This window comes from Pseudomonas sp. JV245A, from assembly GCF_032424515.1.
In the GTDB taxonomy this organism is placed as follows: domain Bacteria; phylum Pseudomonadota; class Gammaproteobacteria; order Pseudomonadales; family Pseudomonadaceae; genus Aquipseudomonas; species Aquipseudomonas protegens.
The window spans coordinates 25,030-43,997 of the sequence record NZ_VYKE01000023.1; the positions used below are offsets into that span (position 1 = coordinate 25,030).

At 62.9% G+C, this 18,968-nt stretch carries 16 protein-coding genes; 8 read left to right on the forward strand and 8 right to left on the reverse strand.

The annotated features are described in order from the left end of the window. Positions 1-8: 8 nt before the first annotated feature. Positions 9-272 carry a DUF4404 family protein gene (locus F6S12_RS09675; protein WP_011060288.1) on the forward strand — a complete coding sequence of 88 codons (264 nt, stop codon included), beginning with the start codon at positions 9-11 and terminating at the stop codon, positions 270-272. A 61-nt stretch (positions 273-333) separates the two neighbouring features. Here the strand turns inward: F6S12_RS09675 and queF are convergent, their stop codons facing one another. Then, positions 334-1,164, reverse strand: coding sequence for an NADPH-dependent 7-cyano-7-deazaguanine reductase QueF (gene queF / locus F6S12_RS09680; protein WP_011060287.1), 831 nt, complete (start codon positions 1,162-1,164; stop codon positions 334-336). A gap of 68 nt (positions 1,165-1,232) precedes the next feature. Further along, positions 1,233-1,784: a plastocyanin/azurin family copper-binding protein gene (locus F6S12_RS09685; protein WP_019093682.1), complete on the reverse strand. Its 552-nt coding sequence runs from the start codon at positions 1,782-1,784 to the stop codon at positions 1,233-1,235. A 157-nt stretch (positions 1,785-1,941) separates the two neighbouring features. On the opposite strand from F6S12_RS09685, the gene F6S12_RS09690 reads away from it, so the two are divergent. Then, positions 1,942-2,622, forward strand: a complete 681-nt coding sequence (locus tag F6S12_RS09690; RefSeq protein ID WP_041116967.1) for a heavy metal response regulator transcription factor — start codon at positions 1,942-1,944, stop codon at positions 2,620-2,622. Continuing rightward, positions 2,622-3,983, forward strand: a complete 1,362-nt coding sequence (locus tag F6S12_RS09695) for a heavy metal sensor histidine kinase (protein WP_194237330.1) — start codon at positions 2,622-2,624, stop codon at positions 3,981-3,983. Before F6S12_RS09690 ends, F6S12_RS09695 begins: the two co-directional genes overlap by 1 nt. 69 nt (positions 3,984-4,052) lie before the next feature. Here the strand turns inward: F6S12_RS09695 and F6S12_RS09700 are convergent, their stop codons facing one another. The 3 genes from F6S12_RS09700 to F6S12_RS09710 all read right to left on the reverse strand — a co-directional run bounded on the left by F6S12_RS09700 (position 4,053) and on the right by F6S12_RS09710 (position 7,310). Beyond that, the gene (locus F6S12_RS09700) at positions 4,053-5,297 is read right to left on the reverse strand and encodes a lipoprotein-releasing ABC transporter permease subunit (RefSeq protein ID WP_011060283.1); all 1,245 of its coding nucleotides are present in this window, start codon (positions 5,295-5,297) and stop codon (positions 4,053-4,055) included. A gap of 71 nt (positions 5,298-5,368) precedes the next feature. Continuing rightward, positions 5,369-6,052 (reverse strand): lipoprotein-releasing ABC transporter ATP-binding protein LolD, encoded by a 684-nt coding sequence (gene lolD / locus F6S12_RS09705; RefSeq protein WP_015634822.1) that lies wholly within the window; start codon positions 6,050-6,052, stop codon positions 5,369-5,371. A 7-nt stretch (positions 6,053-6,059) separates the two neighbouring features. After that, a complete protein-coding gene (locus tag F6S12_RS09710) occupies positions 6,060-7,310 on the reverse strand; it encodes a lipoprotein-releasing ABC transporter permease subunit (RefSeq protein ID WP_152686068.1) in 1,251 nt (416 codons plus the stop codon). Between the two features lie 94 nt (positions 7,311-7,404). Between F6S12_RS09710 and F6S12_RS09715 the strand changes: the two genes are divergently transcribed. Together F6S12_RS09715 and F6S12_RS09720 are read left to right on the forward strand one after the other, a co-directional pair. Next, positions 7,405-7,992, forward strand: a complete 588-nt coding sequence (locus F6S12_RS09715) for a PilZ domain-containing protein (protein WP_011060280.1) — start codon at positions 7,405-7,407, stop codon at positions 7,990-7,992. Between the two features lie 50 nt (positions 7,993-8,042). Then, positions 8,043-8,765, forward strand: a complete 723-nt coding sequence (locus tag F6S12_RS09720) for a glycerophosphodiester phosphodiesterase (protein ID WP_015634820.1) — start codon at positions 8,043-8,045, stop codon at positions 8,763-8,765. 42 nt (positions 8,766-8,807) lie between these two features. Here the strand turns inward: F6S12_RS09720 and sthA are convergent, their stop codons facing one another. Both sthA and F6S12_RS09730 read right to left on the reverse strand, forming a co-directional pair. Continuing rightward, entirely contained in the window at positions 8,808-10,202 is a 1,395-nt protein-coding gene (sthA, locus tag F6S12_RS09725; RefSeq protein WP_011060278.1) for a Si-specific NAD(P)(+) transhydrogenase, read from the reverse strand. 201 nt (positions 10,203-10,403) lie between these two features. After that, positions 10,404-11,378 carry an FAD:protein FMN transferase gene (locus tag F6S12_RS09730; protein ID WP_011060277.1) on the reverse strand — a complete coding sequence of 325 codons (975 nt, stop codon included), beginning with the start codon at positions 11,376-11,378 and terminating at the stop codon, positions 10,404-10,406. 328 nt (positions 11,379-11,706) lie between these two features. Here F6S12_RS09730 and F6S12_RS09735 point away from each other — a divergent pair, with 328 nt between their 5' ends. Continuing rightward, positions 11,707-13,005, forward strand: coding sequence for an MFS transporter (locus tag F6S12_RS09735; protein WP_011060276.1), 1,299 nt, complete (start codon positions 11,707-11,709; stop codon positions 13,003-13,005). 114 nt (positions 13,006-13,119) lie between these two features. On the opposite strand, the gene F6S12_RS09740 is transcribed toward F6S12_RS09735, so the two are convergent. After that, positions 13,120-14,583, reverse strand: a complete 1,464-nt coding sequence (locus F6S12_RS09740; protein WP_011060275.1) for a glyceraldehyde-3-phosphate dehydrogenase — start codon at positions 14,581-14,583, stop codon at positions 13,120-13,122. Positions 14,584-14,936: 353 nt separating this feature from the next. On the opposite strand from F6S12_RS09740, the gene mfd reads away from it, so the two are divergent. Together mfd and F6S12_RS09750 are read left to right on the forward strand one after the other, a co-directional pair. Further along, positions 14,937-18,386, forward strand: coding sequence for a transcription-repair coupling factor (gene mfd / locus F6S12_RS09745; protein ID WP_011060274.1), 3,450 nt, complete (start codon positions 14,937-14,939; stop codon positions 18,384-18,386). Positions 18,387-18,396: 10 nt separating this feature from the next. Continuing rightward, positions 18,397-18,963 carry a CsiV family protein gene (locus F6S12_RS09750; RefSeq protein ID WP_011060273.1) on the forward strand — a complete coding sequence of 189 codons (567 nt, stop codon included), beginning with the start codon at positions 18,397-18,399 and terminating at the stop codon, positions 18,961-18,963. The last annotated feature ends 5 nt before the right edge of the window (positions 18,964-18,968 follow it).

The following is an 18,968-nucleotide window of genomic DNA, read 5'->3' on the forward strand; positions in this document are numbered from 1 at the left end:
AGAACGCCATGCCTGCCCGCGAACTGCAAGAACAACTCGACACCCTGCGCGAGCAATTGGAACAGAACCCACCGCTTTCCGAAGCCGAGCGCAACAATCTGCAAGAGCTGATGCAGCAGATCGAACTGCAACTCAAACTGGAGACCGGCACCCAGGACGCCAGCCTCGCCGACGGCGTCAACCTGGCCGTGGAACGCTTCGAACTGGAACACCCGGCGATTGCCGGAACCCTGCGCAATATCGTCCAGACCCTGGGCAACATCGGCATCTGAGCAACCCCCGGTAGCCAACCCCACAAAGCAAAAGCCCCGCTCTCGGAGCGGGGCTTTGCTTTTACTGGCGTACCAACCGGTGATTGGCGAAATCCGCGGTTTCGGTACTGCGGTAAGGGTTGATATCCAGCCCACCGCGGCGCACATAACGCGCATACACGGTGAGTCTCTCCGGCTTGAGCAAGCGTTGCAGGTCGAGAAAGATCCGCTCCACGCACTGTTCGTGAAAGTCCGAGTGCTGGCGGAAGCTCACCAGATAGGCCAGCAGGCTGGCGTGATCCAGAGCCGCGCCCCGGTATTGCACCACCACGCTGCCCCAGTCCGGCTGGCTGGTTACCGGGCAGTTGGACTTGAGCAGATGACTGTGCACGCTCTCCTCCACCACGCGCGAAGCATCGCAGCGCAGCAGTTCGGGGCGCGGGTGCTCATAGCTGTCGACACTGATATCCAGATCATCGATACACACCCCAGGCAGCGCCACCACGCCTTCGGCCTCGACCTCCTGCAGGCTGCGGATCCGCACGCCTACCGGCTTGCCGGCAGCAGCCGACAGATCAGTGCGCAAGGTGGCCTCAAGGGTCGCCCGATCATCGAACGGCGTCTGGTTCAGCGAATTGAGGTACAGCTTGAACGACTTGGATTCGATGATGTTCGGCGAATCGGCGGGAATGCTGAACTCACCGATAGCCACTACCGGCTTGCCCGACGGCAGCAGCCAGGACAACTCGAAGCAGTTCCAGTAGTCCACGCCCTTATAAGGAAGGGTATCGGCACTCAAGCCCAGCTCGGCCCATTTTGCCGCCCGGGGAATCGGGAACAGCAAGGACGGGGTGTAAGTGGAGACGTATTCACTGGACTTGCCCAGCGGCGAATGTTCGGCTGCGGGATGCATGGCGGAAACCTGACTGAAGAATCAGCGGATTCTATCAGCCTTTGCTCCCGCCTTTGAGCCCCGGATGCCTATGGGGTGACCGTCAGCTTGCCCACCATCCCGGCCTGGTAGTGCCCGGGAATGTTGCAGGCGAACTCCAGGTTGCCGCTCTTGCTGAAGGTCCAGGTCAGTTCCGCCTGCTTGCCCGGCTCCACCAGCACGCTGTTGGGATCGTCATGCTGCATGCCATGGTCCATGCCTGCCATCGAGCCGTGGCCCATGGCTCCATGATCCATCGCCTTCATGCCGGTCGGGGTGAGCATGCCGCTCTGCTGCATCTTGAGCATTTCCTGCTGGTGCTCGGCATGCATGGCCGCGTTGCCCAGATTGAACTCGTGCAGCAACTGCCCCTTGTTGATCAGCACGAATCGCACCGTCTCGCCGGCCTTGATCTCCAGGGCCTTGGGATTGAACGACATGTCCCCCATCACCACCTCGACACTGCGAGTGGCCTTGGCCGCAGGCGCCGGCTGGCCAAAATCGTAGGAGCCGGCCGGCGAGGCCCAGAGCGGTGCGCTCAACAGCATCAGGCAGCCCCCCAGGATCGACCGGCTTCGCCACAACAGGTTTTGCATACTCATCATCAGACTCCAACAAGATCGGGATTCAGCCTGTGGCACACTCTAGAGCCCTGCCGCTGCCAGCCAGCTGACATGCAGATTACAACTTTGTCAGCTTGCACTGCCCTGGCCTGCTGCACGGTATAAAGCCCGGGTTCCAACCGCCACGAGTCCCACCATGAAACTGCTGATCGTCGAAGACCAACCCAAAACCGGCCACTACCTGCGCCAGGGCCTGAGCGAGGCCGGCTTCAACGCCGAACTGGTGGCCGACGGCAGCACCGGCCAGCACCTGGCCCTGACCGGCGACTACGCTCTGCTGATTCTCGACGTGATGCTGCCGGGTCGCGACGGCTGGCAGATCCTCCAGGCGGTGCGCAGCGCCGGGCTGGAGATGCCGGTACTGTTCCTCACCGCCCGGGATGCCGTGCAAGACCGGGTGCACGGCCTGGAACTGGGGGCCGACGACTACCTGGTCAAGCCTTTTGCCTTCTCCGAACTGCTGGCCCGGGTCCGCAGCCTGCTGCGCCGGGGCAGCGCCGTGGCCCAGGAAACCAGCCTGCAACTGGCAGACCTGCGCCTGGACCTGATCCGCCGCCGGGTAGAACGCGGCAGCCAGCGCATCGACCTGACCGCCAAGGAGTTCGCCCTGCTGGAAATGCTCCTGCGGCGCCAGGGCGAAGTCCTGCCCAAGTCGCTGATTGCCTCCCAGGTCTGGGACATGAATTTCGACAGCGATACCAACGTCATCGAAGTAGCCATCCGCCGCCTGCGCCTGAAGATCGACGACGATTTCCCGAACAAACTGATCCATACCGTGCGCGGCATGGGCTACGTGCTCGAAGAGCGCCAGGCCTGATGCGCCGCCTGTCCCTGAGCGGGCGCCTGGCGCTGCTGTTCGCCGCCTGCACCGCAGTGGTCTCATTGTTGGCGGGGGTGTTGTTCAGCCGCGCCAGCGAAGCCCATTTCATCGAACTGGATCAGCAACTGCTGGACGGCAAGCTGTTGGCCCTGCGCAGCGCCTTGCAGGATGTCAACGAGGCCGGGGACTTCCCCCCGCGCCAGGCCAGACTGCAGGACGAGCTGAGCCACCAGCCGGACCTGCAGCTACGAGTCGGCGACGTCAATGGCCAGCTCTGGTTCGACAGCGCCCCCGGCCTGCCCGCCTCTCTGCCTGGCGGTGCCGGCCTGCGCAGCCTGGAGCAGGCCGGCACCGCCTACCGGCTCTACACAGCAGCGCTGAATCCCGGCCAGGCGGCCTCGCCGCAATTGACCCTGATCCTCGACATCACCCATCACCAGCACTTTCTGCAGCGCATGCAACACCTGATCTGGCTCACCGTGGGCCTCTCGGCCCTGGCCACTGCCCTGCTCGGCGCCTGGGCCGCCCGCAGTGGCCTGCGCCCGTTGCGGCGCATGGGCGCGGTGGCCGCCGGGGTCTCCGCCAGCTCCCTGACCCAGCGCCTGCCCCAGGAACAGATGCCCGCCGAGCTGGCGGAACTGGCCAGCAGCTTCAACGCCATGCTGGGCCGTCTTGAAGAGTCGTTTCAGCGCCTCTCGGCATTTTCCGCCGACATCGCCCACGAACTGCGCACCCCTTTGTCGAACCTGCTGACCCACACCCAGGTCACCCTGACCCGCCCCCGGCCGCTGGAGGACTATCGCGAAGCCCTGCACAGCAACCTGGAGGAGCTGCAATGGATGGCGCAACTGGTCAACGACATGCTGTACCTGGCCAAGGCCGACCACGGCTTGCTTACACCCAGGCGCGAAGCGCTGGAGCTGGCCCAGGAAACCGACATGCTGCTGGAGTTCTATGGCCCCCTGGCCGAAGACGCACAGATCGAACTGACCCGTGAAGGCCAGGCCGGCATTGCCGGGGACCGCAGCATGCTGCGTCGGGCGTTGTCCAACCTGCTGGACAATGCCCTGCGCTTCACTCCGGCCGGGGGCGCGGTCAAGGTGCGCATCAACGAAAGTGCCGGGCACCTGAGCCTGAGCATCGAGAATACCGGCGAAGGGATCGCCAAGGATGTACTGCCGCGCCTGTTCGACCGTTTCTACCGGGCCGACCCGGCACGGCGCGAAGGCAGCAGTGAACATGCGGGGTTGGGGCTGGCGATCACTCAGTCGATCATTCGTGCCCACGGCGGGCAGATCCGATGCGAATCGGCGGCGGGCTGGACCCGTTTCGTGATCGAGTTGCCAAGGCAGGATTGAGGGACTGTTCGCCGGCCAGCCGGCTCCTGCACCAATCGGACAGGAGCCGGCGGCCGGCGAAGGCGGGTCTCAGGAGTAGCGCAAAGCGTGGGCCGGCTCGACCTTGGACGCGCGCCAGGCCGGATACACGGTCGCCAGGAAGCTCAGAACGAAGCCGGCACCACAGATCAGCACCACGTCGCCGCCCTGTAGTTCAGAAGGCAGGTTACTGACGAAATACACATCGGAGCTGAAGATCTGCTGGCCGCTGATTCTTTCCAGCCAGCCCACCAGCTCACTCACGTTCAGTGCCGCGATTACCCCCAGCACCCCGCCGATCAGGGTGCCGACGATACCGATCACCGTCCCCTGGACCATGAAGATCGCCATGATCTGCCGTGGTGTGGCGCCGATGGTGCGCAGGATCGCGATGTCCGCCCCCTTGTCATTCACCACCATGATCAAGGTGGCGATGATGTTGAATGCCGCCACCGCCACGATCATCAGCAGCAACAGGCCGATCATGGTCTTTTCCATCTTCATCGCGCTGAACAGGCTGCCCTGGGTGTGGGTCCAGTCATCGGCGCGGAAGTCCGCCCCCAGGCCCTTGGCGATATCCGCCGAGACCTTTGGCGCGGCATACAGGTCCTTGACCGCCAGGCGCACGCTCTGCACCTGGTTCGGCTGCCAATGCTGCATTTCTGCAGCATCGGCCACATGGATCAGGCCCATGGAGCCATCCAGCTCGGCCCCCACCTTGAACACCCCAACCACGTTGAGGCGTTGCATGCGCGGGGTGATTCCCCCCGGTGCAGTGCTCACTTCAGGCACGATCAGGGTCAGCTTGTCGCCGACGTTCAGGCGAAAGCGCCGGGCCGTGATCTCGCCGATCACCACGCCGAACTCGCCAGGTTTCAGGTCTTGCAGGCTGCCCTGGACAATATGCTGGGCAACGATGGACACCTTGCCTTCCTGGGCCGGATCGATGCCGCTGATCTGGATCGGCTGCATCGCCCCCTTGTAGGAGAGCATGCCCTCCATCTCGGTAAAGGGCACCGCGGCGGTGACTTCCGGATTCTTCAGGGCCGCCGCGGCCACCGGCTGCCAGTCATCAATGGGCTTGACCCCAACGATAGTGGCGTGGGGCACCATGCCGAGGATGCGCGAGCTCATTTCCCGCTGGAAGCCGTTCATCACCGACAGCACCACGATCATCGCCAACACGCCCAGGGCGAGGCCGATCATCGAGGTCATGGAAATGAACGAAACAAAACGATTGCGCCGCTTGGCGCGGGTGTAGCGCGTGCCGATAAAGATCGATAAAGGTCTGAACATGGGCAAGGCACCCTGGAAAGATTAATGACCCGGCATCGACAGCCCAGCCGCCGACGCCGTGTGCGGGCGCATCAGATGGCGACCAGGTGACCTTCTTGCAGGTGCAGTACGCGGTCCATCTGCCTGGCCAGGTTCATGTCGTGGGTCACCACCAGGAAGGCGGTGCGCATCGAGGTACTGAGCTCCAGCATCAGGTCCTGAATTCCCTGGGCCGTGTGCGAGTCGAGGTTGCCGGTGGGCTCATCGAGCATCACCAGCCCCGGCTTGTTCACCAGCGCCCGGGCAATGGCCACCCGCTGGCGCTCGCCACCGGATAGCTCGGCCGGCTTGTGCTCCAGCCGATGGCCGAGCCCGACCCGCTCCAGCAGCGCGGTGGCACGCTGACGGGCTTCCGGGATCGGCGTGCGGCCAATCAGCAGCGGCATGCAGACGTTCTCCAGCGCGGTGAACTCCGGCAGCAGGTGGTGGAACTGGTAGACGAAACCCAGGGCGCGGTTGCGCAACTGGCCGCGGGCCTTCTCGCCCAGCGCCGAGAGTTCCTCGCCGGCCAGCCAGACGCTGCCCTTGGATGGCGTATCCAGGCCGCCCAGCAGGTTGAGCAAGGTACTCTTGCCCGAGCCGGAAGTGCCGACGATGGCCACTCGCTCACCCGGGTGCAGCTCCAGTTGCAGGCCAGACAGGACCACCACCGATTCCGGGCCTTCCTCATAGGACTTGCCCAGGTCGCGGCAGCTCAGGATTGCTTTTTCACTCATGCCCAACTCACTCATAACGTAGCGCCTCCGCAGGCTGGGTGCGCGCCGCACGCCAGGCTGGATACAGGGTGGCGAGGAAACTCAGGACCAATGCCGCGCCGCAGACCATCAACACATCCTCGGCCATCAGTTGCGACGGCAGGTAGTCGATGAAATACACGTCGGCATTCAGGAATTTGTGGCCGATCAGGCCTTCAAGGGCAGAAATCGCGGCACTCACGTTCAGCGCCGCCAGCATCCCCAGCACAGCACCGATCAAGGTGCCGACCACGCCGATCACCGTGCCCTGGACCATGAAGATCGCCATGATGGTCCCCGGCGTCGCCCCCAGGGTGCGGAGAATGGCGATATCGCCCTTCTTGTCGTTCACCACCATCACCAGGGTCGAGATGATGTTGAACGCGGCCACCGCGACGATCAGCAGCAGCAACAGGCCGATCATGGCTTTTTCCATGCGGATGGCCTGGTACAGGTTGCCGTGGGTACGGGTCCAGTCGCGAGCGTAATAGTGGTTCTCACCCAACTGCTGGGCGATTTCCCAGGCGGTGCGCGGGGCCTGGAACAGGTCGTCGAACTTCAGCCGCAGGCCTTGTACCTGATCCGCCTTCCAGCGGTGCAGGCGACCCAGGTCCTGGAGGTTGGTCAGGCCCAGGTAGCCATCGATCTCGCCGGCGCCGACATGGAAGATGCCCACCACGGTAAAACGCTTCATCCGTGGGAACATCCCGGCCGGGGTCACCGTGACTTCCGGGGCGACGAAGGTCAGCTTGTCTCCCAGGCCGACACCCAGCTTGGTTGCCGCCTTGTCACCAATGACAATGCCGAAGCTACCGGGCGCCAGCGCGTCCAACTGCCCCTGCTGCATGAAGTGGTCGATGATCGACACCTGCCGCTCCTGCTCGGGGTCGATGGCATTGAGCAGCACCTTCTGCACCTGGCCGTTGTTGGTCAACAGGCCCTGCATCTGGGTGAACGGCGCCACCGCCATCACTTTGGGGTTCTGCTTGACCTTGTCGGCCAGGCTTTGCCAGTCGCTGATGGGTTCGCCGGATTCGATGGTGGCGTGGGGCACCATGCCCAGCACGCGGGTGCGCATCTCATGATCGAAGCCGTTCATCACCGACAGCACCACGATCATCACGATCACGCCAAGGGCGAGTCCGATCATCGAAGTCAGGGAAATGAATGACACAAAATGATTGCGACGCTTTGCACGGGTGTAACGCGTGCCGATAAAAGCAAACAGAGGTCTGAACATGTCGGGGCTTGTGCAGAGGAAAAGAAGACGTCCTTGTGGCGGGGCCTGGTAAGCAGCTTTACACTCAGACCACTGCCTCTACCATGGGTTCGCCATGTCGACATTAGATGAAGAAGATCGCCGCGAATACTACCGTATCGAGGACACGATCGCACTGGAAATTAGCCCCTTGTCCGCCCTCGACGCGGCGAGCAAGGAAGTGTTGCAGGATGAGTCTCCACTGTTCAATCTGCTCAGTGAATTGCACCTGAGCGAATTCGAATCCCAGCATCTGCTGCGCCAGGTCAGCGAGCGCGATCGCACCCTGGCCAGCTACCTCAAGGCCATGAACAAACGCATCGACCTGCTCAGCCAGGTGGTGGCGCAAACGGTGTTCGGCAAGTTCGGCGAGCCGCAGCGGGTCATTCTGTCCGAGGGCGGCATCGAATTCAGCCATCACCAGTGCTACCCAACCGGCAGCCATCTGGCGGTGAAGCTGTTGCTGATGCCGCAGGCCCTGGGCCTGCTGCTGCGGGCCAAGGTCACCCACTGCGAGCCCCAGAGCTTTGGCACCTTCGAGATCGGCACCGAGTTCGAAGCATTGACCGATGCCCAACGCCAGTTGCTGGCGCGCTATATCCTGCAGAAACAGGCCCAGCAACGCCGCCAGGCCCGGGAACAGAGCGACCCCGCCGCCGGCTGAGCAGTACGCCCGACCCTCTCTTAAGGAACAACATCCGTGAAGGAGCAATTGTGACCCTGATCTATGGCCATCGCGGCGCTAAAGGCGAAGCACCGGAAAATACCCTGACCAGCTTTCAGGAGTGCCTCAAGCACGGCGTGCGCCGTTGCGAGCTCGACTTGCACCTGTCCATGGACGGCGAGTTGATGGTGATCCACGACCCGACCCTCAAACGCACCACAGACCGGCGCGGCAAAGTGGTGGAGCATTCCGCCGCCGAGCTGGTGACCTACGACGCGCGCAAGGGCGGCCCGGGCTGGGTCAACCCCTGCCCCATTCCGCGCCTGGAAGAGCTGTTCGAGAAATGCGACTTCGAGCACTGGCAGCTGGAGGTCAAGAGCGCCTCGCGCACTCGCGCCGCCACCACAGTGCTGGCGATTCGCGAAATGGCCCAGCGTTTCGGCCTGCTGGACAAGGTCACCGTGACCTCAAGTTCTCGGGAAGTATTGAAGGCCGCCGTGGAGCTGACCCCGGACCTGTCCCGCGGACTGGTCGCCGAATACGCCTGGCTCGACCCATTGAAGGTCGCCCAGAGCTATGGCTGCGAGATTCTGGCGTTGAACTGGACGCTGTGCACCCCAGAGCGTCTGCAACGGGCGCAGCGCCAGGGCTTGCATGTGTCGGTATGGACGGTCAACGAGCCTGCGCTGATGCGCAGGCTCGCCGACTTCGGCGTAGATAGCCTGATTACAGACTTTCCCGGTTTGGCCAGCGCCACCCTCGAGAATCGCTGAAATCGGTCTCCCCGGCCGGCTCAGGCCACCGGCCGGAGCCGCTCAAAAAAGGCGGTTGAGGCCATCGTATGCCGCTACCCGATAGGCTTCGGCCATGGTCGGGTAGTTGAAGGTGGTGTTGACGAAGTACTTCAGGGTGTTGAGCTCGCCCGGCTGGCTCATGATCGCCTGGCCGATGTGCACGATCTCCGAAGCCTGGTAGCCGAAGCAATGGACGCCGAGGACTTCCAGGGTTTCCCGGTGGAACAGGATCTTCAGCATGCCCTGAGGCTCGCCGGCGATCTGCGCACGGGCCATGCCCTTGAAGAACGCCTTGCCCACCTCGTAAGGCACCTTGGCCTGGGTCAGTTCCTGCTCGTTCTTGCCGATGGAGCTGATCTCGGGAATGGTGTAGATCCCGGTCGGCACGTCGTTGACGAAGCGCCAACTGCCGTTGTCGACAATACTGCCGGCCGCGGAACGACCCTGGTCGTGGGCGGCACTGGCCAGGCTCGGCCAGCCGATCACGTCACCGGCCCCGTAGATGTTCGGCACGCAGGTGCGGTAGTTCTCGTCAACTTCGATCTGGCCGCGGCTGTTGACCTTGACCCCGATGTTCTCCATGCCCAGCTTGTCGGTATTGCCGGTACGGCCGTTGCACCAGAGCAAGGCGTCGGCCTTGATCTTCTTGCCGGACTTGAGGTGCAGGATCACGCCGTTGTCCACACCTTCAACGCGGTCGTATTCCTCGTTGTGGCGCACGGTGATGTTGTTGTTGCTGAAGTGGTAGCTCAGGGCCTGGGAGATTTCAGAATCCAGGAAGCTCAGCAACTGGCCGCGGTTGTCCACCAGCTCCACCAGAACCCCCAGGCCACTGAAGATCGAGGCGTATTCGCAACCGATGACCCCGGCGCCGTAGACGATGAGTTTGCGCGGGGTGTGGCCGAGGCTGAGGATGGTGTCGCTATCGTAGATACGCGGGTGGCTGAAATCGATATCCGCGGGGCGATAGGGGCGCGAGCCGGTGGCAATGATGATGTGCTTGGCTACCAGCTTTTCCACCACGCCGTTGGCGCAGACCACTTCCACGGTCTGCTCGTCGGCGAAGCTGCCAGTGCCGAAGAACACATCGACCCGGTTGCGGGCGTAGTAGCCAGTACGCGAGGCCACTTGCTTGGAGATGACCTTCTCGGCGCTCTTGAGCACGTCCGGGAAGGAGAACCAGCGCGGCTCGCCAATGGCCCGGAACATCGGGTTGGTGTTGAACTGCATGATCTGCCGGACCGAGTGACGCAGGGCCTTGGACGGAATGGTACCCAGGTGGGTGCAGTTGCCGCCGACCTGGCGACGGCTATCGACCATCGCCACTTTGCGTCCTGCTTTCGCGGCGTTCATCGCCGCACCTTCTCCAGCGGGGCCTGAGCCCAGCACCACTACGTCGTAGTTGTAGACAGCCATGCGTACTCCTCAGAACAGGCCGAGACACCCTTCTGGCGTCTCCGGCTAAATCATGCCGCGGCCAGCGGCATGAAGGATCAATTTGGCTCGGTTACGAACCCGGGCACAGTCTATAGAAGCGTCAACGCCGCGCACATTAACCCTTGGTCGCGTCGTAGGCTACTTTTGCCTGCACTACAGGCTGCGCAACAGCGCACCAGGTTATTGTTTTTGCCCGGCCAGCAGCGCATCGAAAGCCGGGTTGCTGCGTGTGACGAAACCTGTAGCGCTGCGCATCACAAAAAATCCGGCGATGCCGTGTTTTTCCGCGTAGTCCCAGCCCGCCTCCGGGCCGAGTATCAGCAACAGCGTCGACAGGCCATCGGCCATCAACGCCGAAGGATGAATCACCGTTACCGAGGCCAACGGGTGGGCGATGGGTTGGCCGAGCCGGGCATCGAAGGTATGGGAGTAACGCTGGCCGTCCTGCTCGAAGTAATTACGGTAGTCGCCGGAAGTGGAAACGCCAAAACCATCCAGGGCGATCACCCGCTGGGCTACCTGCTGGTCATCACGCGGCTCCTCCAGGGCTATCCGCCATGGTGAGCCGTCGGGCTTGCGACCCACGGCCTTGAGCTCACCGGTGGCTTCGGCAAGGAAGCTGTCGATCCCCAGTTGCGTGAGCCGGGCAGCGATGCGGTCCACCGCATAGCCGGCGGCGATGCTGTTGAAATCCACCTCCACCGGCGCATCCTTGCACAGCTCCTGCCCTTCGATACGCAGGTGAGCGTGCCCTACCCGCTGCCGCACCTCAGCCAGGGCTGACGCGCCGGGAACCTTTTCCTCGCGCCCCTGAGGGCCAAAACCCCAGAGATCCAGCAGCGGTTCCACTGTCAGGTCGAAGGCGCCATCGCTGTCCCGGGACAACTGCTCACCCACTCGCACCAACTGCAACACCGGCTCCGGCATCGGCTGGCAGCTATCGGCGGGCAAGGCGTTGAAACGCTCGATGTCCGAATCGCTGCGATAGGTGGACATCTGCCCGTCGACCTCGGCCAGAATCCCCTCGACCTCAGCCTGTACCAGCGACGGCGCCGGCCCCTGGGCGTGGCGCACATACTGCACCGACCAGGTGCTGCCCATGGTCGGCCCGGAGAGGCTTTCCAGGCGCTCGCCGCCACAACCGGCCAACAGCACCAGCGCGGTGTACAAAGCGCTCCATCGCGATCGTTGCTTATCCGACAAGGTGTTCCTCCCGATCAACCGCCCTGCTGGGCCAGCTGGCAGTACAAATGGCCATTATGCGACAGACGGAGGCCGCCTGCCCGGCGTCCCACCGCCTTGGCTACGGGCAGAACCTTGATCTAGAGCCGCCCTGCCACCCCAAGAGTTTTTGTTGCCGGATGGCTTTCATACACATATCGTTACAAAACTGTTCAGCGTGCAGCCTCGAGCCCCGACTTTGCAGTAAGGGACGCATAACGACCAGGGATTGCTAACAAGACAGCCAAAGTGAGTGAAAAAAATGTCCACGACCACGGGCAAAGGCAAGGCGATCTTTCGCGTTGTCAGCGGCAACTTTCTCGAGATGTTCGACTTCATGGTCTACGGCTTCTACGCCACGGCGATTGCCAAGACCTTCTTTCCTGCGGACAGCGCCTTCGCCTCGTTGATGCTGTCCCTGGCGACCTTTGGCGCGGGCTTCCTGATGCGCCCCCTGGGAGCGATTTTCCTCGGTGCCTACATTGACCGTCACGGCCGTCGCCAAGGCCTGATCATTACCCTGGCACTGATGGCCGCGGGCACCGTGCTGATTGCCTGCGTGCCGGGCTACGCCACCCTTGGCGTCGCCGCGCCCTTGCTGGTGCTGCTGGGTCGCCTGCTGCAGGGCTTTTCCGCCGGTGTCGAACTGGGTGGGGTGTCGGTGTACCTGGCCGAAATCTCCACGCCGGGCCGCAAGGGCTTCTTCGTCAGTTGGCAGTCGGCCAGCCAACAGGCCGCAGTGGTCTTCGCCGGCCTGCTGGGCGTAGGCCTGAACCACTGGCTGAGCCCCGAGCAAATGGGTGACTGGGGCTGGCGCGTGCCGTTCCTGGTGGGCTGCATGATTGTTCCGGCGATCTTCATGATCCGTCGCTCCCTGGAAGAGACGCCGGAGTTCCAGGCCCGCAAGCATCGCCCTTCGCTGCAGGAAATCGTCCGTTCCATCGGCCAGAACTTCGGCATCGTCATCGCCGGCATGGCTCTGGTGGTGATGACCACCGTGTCCTTCTACCTGATCACCGCCTACACCCCGACCTTCGGCAAGGCCGAACTGCACCTGTCGGACTTCGACGCCCTGCTGGTAACCGTGTGCATCGGTCTGTCGAACTTCTTCTGGCTGCCGGTCATGGGGTCACTGTCGGACAAGATCGGCCGCAAGCCGCTGCTGCTGGGGGCGACCATCCTGGCCATCTTCACGGCTTATCCGGCACTGTCCTGGCTGGTGGCCAACCCCAGCTTCAGCCACCTGCTGATCGTCGAGCTGTGGCTGTCTTTCCTCTATGGCTCGTATAACGGCGCGATGGTGGTGGCCCTGACTGAAATCATGCCGGTGGAAGTGCGCACCACGGGTTTCTCCCTGGCCTACAGCCTGGCCACCGCGACCTTCGGCGGCTTTACCCCGGCGGCCTGCACCTACCTGATCCACGTCCTGGGCAATCAGGCGGCTCCGGGCATCTGGCTCAGTGGCGCGGCGGTGCTGGGGCTGATCGCCACCCTGGTGCTGTTCCGCGGCAATCGCCACGAACTGCGTACCGCGCAAGCGGCAACAGCGCGCGGCGCCTGAGACAAACGCTTCGCTGGCAAGCCAGCTCCTACGGTTGCGCCGACCTGGCTTGCCGGCGCAAGCCACAAACAAAAACGCCCCGACAGGTCGGGGCGTTTTCATTTCAGCAGTCGCTTAGCGTGGGAACGCTGGCGGGTTGACCCCGGCCATGTCTTCCATCACGCGCACTACCTGGCAGCTGTAACCGAACTCGTTGTCGTACCAGACGTACAGAACAACGCGGTTGTCCTGAACGATGGTCGCTTCAGCGTCGACCACACCGGCGTGACGCGAGCCCACGAAGTCGGTGGACACCACTTCCTGCGAGTTGACGAAGTCGATCTGCTTGTGCAGGTCGGAGTGCAGCGCCATGTAGCGCAGGTACTCGTTCATCTCTTCACGGGTGGCGGCTTTCTCGAGGTTCAGGTTGAGAATGGCCATCGACACGTTTGGCGTCGGAACGCGGATCGCGTTACCGGTCAGCTTGCCGGCCAGCTCAGGCAAGGCCTTGGCAGCAGCAGTAGCAGCACCGGTCTCGGTGATCACCATGTTCAGCGCGGCGCTACGGCCACGGCGATCGCCCTTGTGGAAGTTGTCGATCAGGTTCTGGTCGTTGGTGTACGAGTGAACGGTTTCGACGTGACCGTTGATGATGCCGAACTTGTCATTCACAGCCTTCAGCACCGGCACGATGGCGTTGGTGGTGCAGGAAGCGGCGGACACGATCTTGTCGTCAGCGGTGATTTCGTTGTGGTTGATACCGTGAACGATGTTCTTCAGCTTGCCTTTGCCTGGCGCGGTCAGAACAACGCGATCGATACCCGGGCAGGCCAGGTGCTGGCCCAGACCGTCGGCGTCACGCCATACACCGGTGTTGTCCACCAGCAGAGCGTCCTTGATGCCGTACTGGGTGTAGTCCACCTCGGTCGGGTTCTTCGCGTAGATGACCTGGATCAGGTTACCGTTGGCGGTGATGGTGTTGTTTTCTTCGTCGATGGTGATGGTGCCGTTGAACGAACCGTGCACCGAGTCGCGACGCAGCAGGCTGGCGCGCTTGGTCAGGTCGTTTTCGGCGCCCTTGCGCACCACGATGGCGCGCAGACGCAGGCCGTCGCCACCACCGGTTTTCTCGATCAGGATGCGCGCCAGCAGACGGCCGATACGACCGAAGCCGTACAGGACTACGTCAGTGCCTTTGCGGGCCGAAGCATTTTGCTGGCCAACCACATCAGCCATTTCTTCGCGAACGAACTGCTCGGCGCTGCGGCCATTGCCTTCGTTACGGAATTTGAACGCCAACTTGCCCAGGTCTACCGATGCCGCGCCGAGCTTGAGCTCGCTCATGGCTTTAAGCAGAGGGAATGTTTCGTGGACGGAGAGTTCGCTATCGTCGGAGGAACGGTGGCGAGCAAAGCGGTGAGCTTTGAGAATCGCGATGACAGACTGGTTGATCAGGCTGCGGCCATAGATCGAGCTCACCACGTTGTTATTGCGGTAGAGCTGACCGATAAGCGGAATCATCGCTTCTGCGAGTGCTTCACGGTCGATCCATTCACCAAGACACTGGTCGGGCTTCTGAGTCACGGGAACCTTCCACATGTAGGGGCAGAAAAAAGGGGCTACATTATGCCGCCCAGTTCCTGTCGTAGCAATGCGCGCCTGTCGTGCGGAACGTAACAAAAAGCCCTTGCAAAAAAACACCACTGTGCTGGAGACCAGTGAAACCGCGGCTTCCAGCAGCGTCAATTTTTTGGACATCACACCAGCCTGTCTGTAACCCTCCGTAACACCAGCCGAAATCGGCACTACATTTCAGGTCAAGAAGCGCATTTTGTTGTCATAGCCACTACATTTGCCCCAACCAGCGTATTAGACGCATCAGCCACTGACAGTGGCTGCCCGGGGCCGTTACAATTACCGACTTTGTCGCAACGCTTGGAGCTTGACCGTCCGTGCCCGTCCTGCGTCTACCGCTACTCCCTGCCGCCGCCGGCAAACAGCATTGGGGCAACTTGCCCGGTGCCGCCCTGAGCCTGGCCATCGCCGAAGCCGCCAGCGCTGCCAAGCGCTTCACCCTCCTGCTGACTGCCGACAGCCAAAGCGCTGACCGGCTGGAACAGGAGCTGAGCTTCTTCGCCCCGGATCTGCCGGTGCTGCATTTTCCTGACTGGGAAACCCTGCCCTACGACCTGTTCTCGCCGCACCAGGACATCATTTCCCAGCGCATCGCCAGCCTCTATCGGCTGCCTGAACTGGAACATGGCGTGCTGGTGGTGCCGATCACCACTGCCCTGCACCGCCTGGCGCCCACCCAGTTCCTGCTGGGCAGCAGCCTGGTGCTGGACGTCGGCCAGAAGCTCGATGTGGAACAGATGCGCACCCGCCTGGAAGCCAGTGGTTACCGCTACGTGGACACCGTCTACGAACACGGCGAATTCACCGTGCGCGGCGCACTGATCGATCTGTTTCCCATGGGCAGCAAGCTGCCCTATCGCATCGACCTGTTCGACGACGAAATCGAGACCCTGCGCACCTTCGATCCGGAGAACCAGCGCTCCATCGACAAGGTCGACTCGGTGCGCCTGCTGCCGGCCAAGGAGTTCCCGCTGCAGAAAGAAGCGGTGACCCGCTTCAAGGCGCGCTTTCGCGAACGCTTCGATGTGGACTTCCGCCGCTGCCCGATCTTCCAGGACCTGAGCAGCGGGATTACCCCGGCCGGTATCGAGTACTACCTGCCGCTGTTCTTCGAAGAGACCTCGACCCTGTTCGACTACCTGCCCCAGGACACCCAGGTGTTTTCCCTGCCGGGCATAGAACAGGCCGCGGAAAACTTCTGGAACGATGTACGCAACCGCTATGAAGAGCGCCGCGTCGACCCTTCGCGCCCGCTCCTGCCCCCGGCCGAACTGTTCCTGCCAGTGGAAGACTGCTTCGCCCGGCTGAAGAACTGGCCGCGAGTGGTGGCCAGCCAGCAGGACATCGAAACCGGTGTCGGCCGCGAACGCTTCCCGGCCCACGAGCTGCCGAACCTGGCCATCGAAGCCAAGGCCAACCAGCCGCTGGCAGCACTTTCGGGCTTTCTCGACGAGTTCCCCGGGCGAGTGCTGTTCACCGCCGAATCCGCCGGCCGCCGGGAAGTGCTGCTGGAGCTGCTGGAGCGCCTCAAGCTGCGGCCCAAGACCGTCGACAGCTGGCCGGACTTCGTCGCCAGCAAGGAACGCCTGGCAATCACCATCGCCCCGCTGGACGAAGGCCTGGTGCTGGACGATCCGGCCCTGGCCCTGGTGGCGGAAAGCCCGTTGTTCGGCCAGCGAGTAATGCAGCGTCGGCGCCGGGAAAAGCGCGCCGATGCCAACAACGATGCAGTGATCAAGAACCTCACCGAGCTGCGTGAAGGCGCGCCGGTGGTACATATCGACCATGGCGTCGGTCGCTACCTGGGCCTGGCGACCCTGGAAATCGACAACCAGGCCGCCGAGTTCCTGACCCTGGAATACGCCGAGGGCGCCAAGCTTTATGTGCCCGTGGCCAACCTGCACCTGATCGCCCGCTACACCGGCAGCGACGACGCCCTCGCGCCCCTGCATCGCCTGGGCTCGGAAGCCTGGCAGAAGGCCAAGCGCAAGGCCGCCGAACAGGTGCGCGATGTGGCTGCCGAACTGCTGGACATCTATGCCCGCCGCGCCGCCCGCGAAGGCTATGCCTTTGCTGACCCGAAGGCCGACTACGCCACCTTCAGCGCCGGCTTCCCCTTCGAGGAAACCCCGGACCAGCAGAGCACCATCGAAGCGGTGCGCGAGGACATGCTGTCGGGCAAGCCCATGGACCGCCTGGTATGCGGCGACGTGGGCTTCGGCAAGACCGAAGTGGCCATGCGCGCTGCCTTCATCGCGGTCCACGGCGGCAAGCAAGTGGCGATTCTGGTGCCCACCACCCTGCTCGCCCAGCAGCACTACAACAGCTTCCGCGACCGCTTCGCCGACTGGCCGGTGACCGTGGAAGTGATGAGCCGCTTCAAGTCCACCAAGGAAGTGAATGCTGCGGTGGCGGACCTCGCCGAAGGCAAGATCGACATCGTCATCGGCACCCACAAGCTGTTGCAGGACGATGTGAAGATCAAGAACCTGGGGCTGGTGATCATCGACGAAGAACACCGTTTCGGTGTCCGCCAGAAAGAGCAGCTCAAGGCGCTGCGCAGCGAAGTCGACATCCTGACCCTGACCGCCACGCCGATCCCGCGGACCCTGAACATGGCCGTCTCGGGCATGCGCGATCTGTCGATCATCGCCACCCCGCCGGCCCGGCGCCTGTCGGTGCGCACCTTCGTCATGGAGCAGAACAAGAGCACGGTCAAAGAGGCCCTGCTGCGCGAACTGCTGCGTGGCGGCCAGGTGTACTACCTGCACAACGACGTGAAGACCATCGAGAAATGCGCCGCCGACCTGGCAGAACTGGTGCCCGAGGCGCGGATCGGCATCGGCCACGGGCAGATGCGCGAACGCGAACTCGAACAGGTGATGAGCGACTTCTATCACAAGCGCTTCAACGTGCTGATCGCCTCGACCATCATCGAGACCGGCATCGACGTGCCCAGCGCCAACACCATCATCATCGAGCGCGCCGACAAGTTCGGCCTGGCCCAGTTGCACCAGTTGCGCGGTCGGGTCGGGCGCAGCCACCACCAGGCCTACGCATACCTCTTGACGCCACCGCGCCAGCAGATCACCCCGGACGCGGAAAAACGCCTGGAGGCCATCGCCAACACCCAGGACCTGGGAGCCGGCTTCGTCCTGGCCACCAACGACCTGGAGATCCGTGGCGCTGGCGAACTGCTGGGCGACGGCCAGAGCGGGCAGATCCAGGCCGTGGGCTTCACCCTCTACATGGAAATGCTCGAACGCGCGGTGAAGGCCATCCGCAAGGGCGAACAACCGAACCTCGACCAGCCACTGGGTGGCGGCCCGGAAATCAACCTGCGCCTGCCGGCGCTGATTCCCGAGGACTACCTGCCGGACGTGCACGCACGCCTGATCCTCTACAAGCGCATCGCGTCGGCCACCGACGAGGACGGCCTGAAGGACCTGCAAGTGGAGATGATCGACCGCTTCGGCCTGCTGCCGGAGCCGACCAAGAACCTGATCCGCCTGACCCTGCTCAAACTCCAGGCCGAGCAACTGGGGATCAAGAAGGTCGACGGCGGCCCACAAGGCGGCCGCATCGAGTTCGCCGCAGATACACCGGTAGACCCACTGGCCTTGATCAAACTGATCCAGGGCCAGCCCAAACGCTACAAATTCGAAGGCGCAACCCTGTTCAAGTTCATGGTGCCGATGGAGCGCCCGGAAGAGCGCTTTAATACATTGGAGGCCCTGTTTGAGCGCCTCACCCCGAAATCTGCTTGAAGGACGCCCCATGCGCCTGTTCCGCTCCCTGACCCTGCTCGTGGCCCTGGTCGCGCCAACGGCCTTTGCCGATGACCTGTACCAGGTGGAAATGATCCTCGTACGGCAGAACGCCGAGCCGCTGATCGTCAGCCGTGCAGCCCCCGAAGACTGGGCCGCCGGCGCTCAACGGCTGAGCCCGGACAGCCTGCGTACCCCGGCCCTGGGCAGCATCGTGGAAAAGCTCGGCGCCAGCGGCAGCTACAGCGTGCTGTTGCACAAGGCCTGGCAACAGACCCTGGGGGAAACCCCGGTAAAGGTTGCCCTCAGCGATGGCCCGGAACAGTTCGGCCAGTTCCCCATCGAAGGCACCCTGAGCCTGAAGCTAGGGCGCTTCACCGATGTGGACGCGGACTTCTGGGTCAACCAGATCGACAGCAACGGCCTGGTCACCAGCAGCGAGCGCCTGAAACAGCAGAGCCATACCAAGAATGGCCAGCTCAACTACCTGGACAACGGCCACCTGGCGCTGCTGATCAAGATCACCTCGCTGACCGCACCGGCACCGCGCCCCGCTCCAACTGAAATTCCGGACTGATCGAA

Bases quoted from the DNA above. Each gene is read 5' to 3' on its own strand.
- F6S12_RS09675 (WP_011060288.1), top strand. From the start codon at position 9: ATGCCTGCCCGCGAACTGCAAGAACAACTCGACACCCTGCGCGAGCAA.
- queF (WP_011060287.1), bottom strand. From the start codon at position 1,164: ATGCATCCCGCAGCCGAACATTCGCCGCTGGGCAAGTCCAGTGAATAC.
- F6S12_RS09685 (WP_019093682.1), bottom strand. From the start codon at position 1,784: ATGAGTATGCAAAACCTGTTGTGGCGAAGCCGGTCGATCCTGGGGGGC.
- F6S12_RS09690 (WP_041116967.1), top strand. From the start codon at position 1,942: ATGAAACTGCTGATCGTCGAAGACCAACCCAAAACCGGCCACTACCTG.
- F6S12_RS09695 (WP_194237330.1), top strand. From the start codon at position 2,622: ATGCGCCGCCTGTCCCTGAGCGGGCGCCTGGCGCTGCTGTTCGCCGCC.
- F6S12_RS09700 (WP_011060283.1), bottom strand. From the start codon at position 5,297: ATGTTCAGACCTTTATCGATCTTTATCGGCACGCGCTACACCCGCGCC.
- lolD (WP_015634822.1), bottom strand. From the start codon at position 6,052: ATGAGTGAAAAAGCAATCCTGAGCTGCCGCGACCTGGGCAAGTCCTAT.
- F6S12_RS09710 (WP_152686068.1), bottom strand. From the start codon at position 7,310: ATGTTCAGACCTCTGTTTGCTTTTATCGGCACGCGTTACACCCGTGCA.
- F6S12_RS09715 (WP_011060280.1), top strand. From the start codon at position 7,405: ATGTCGACATTAGATGAAGAAGATCGCCGCGAATACTACCGTATCGAG.
- sthA (WP_011060278.1), bottom strand. From the start codon at position 10,202: ATGGCTGTCTACAACTACGACGTAGTGGTGCTGGGCTCAGGCCCCGCT.
- F6S12_RS09735 (WP_011060276.1), top strand. From the start codon at position 11,707: ATGTCCACGACCACGGGCAAAGGCAAGGCGATCTTTCGCGTTGTCAGC.
- F6S12_RS09740 (WP_011060275.1), bottom strand. From the start codon at position 14,583: ATGTGGAAGGTTCCCGTGACTCAGAAGCCCGACCAGTGTCTTGGTGAA.
- F6S12_RS09750 (WP_011060273.1), top strand. From the start codon at position 18,397: ATGCGCCTGTTCCGCTCCCTGACCCTGCTCGTGGCCCTGGTCGCGCCA.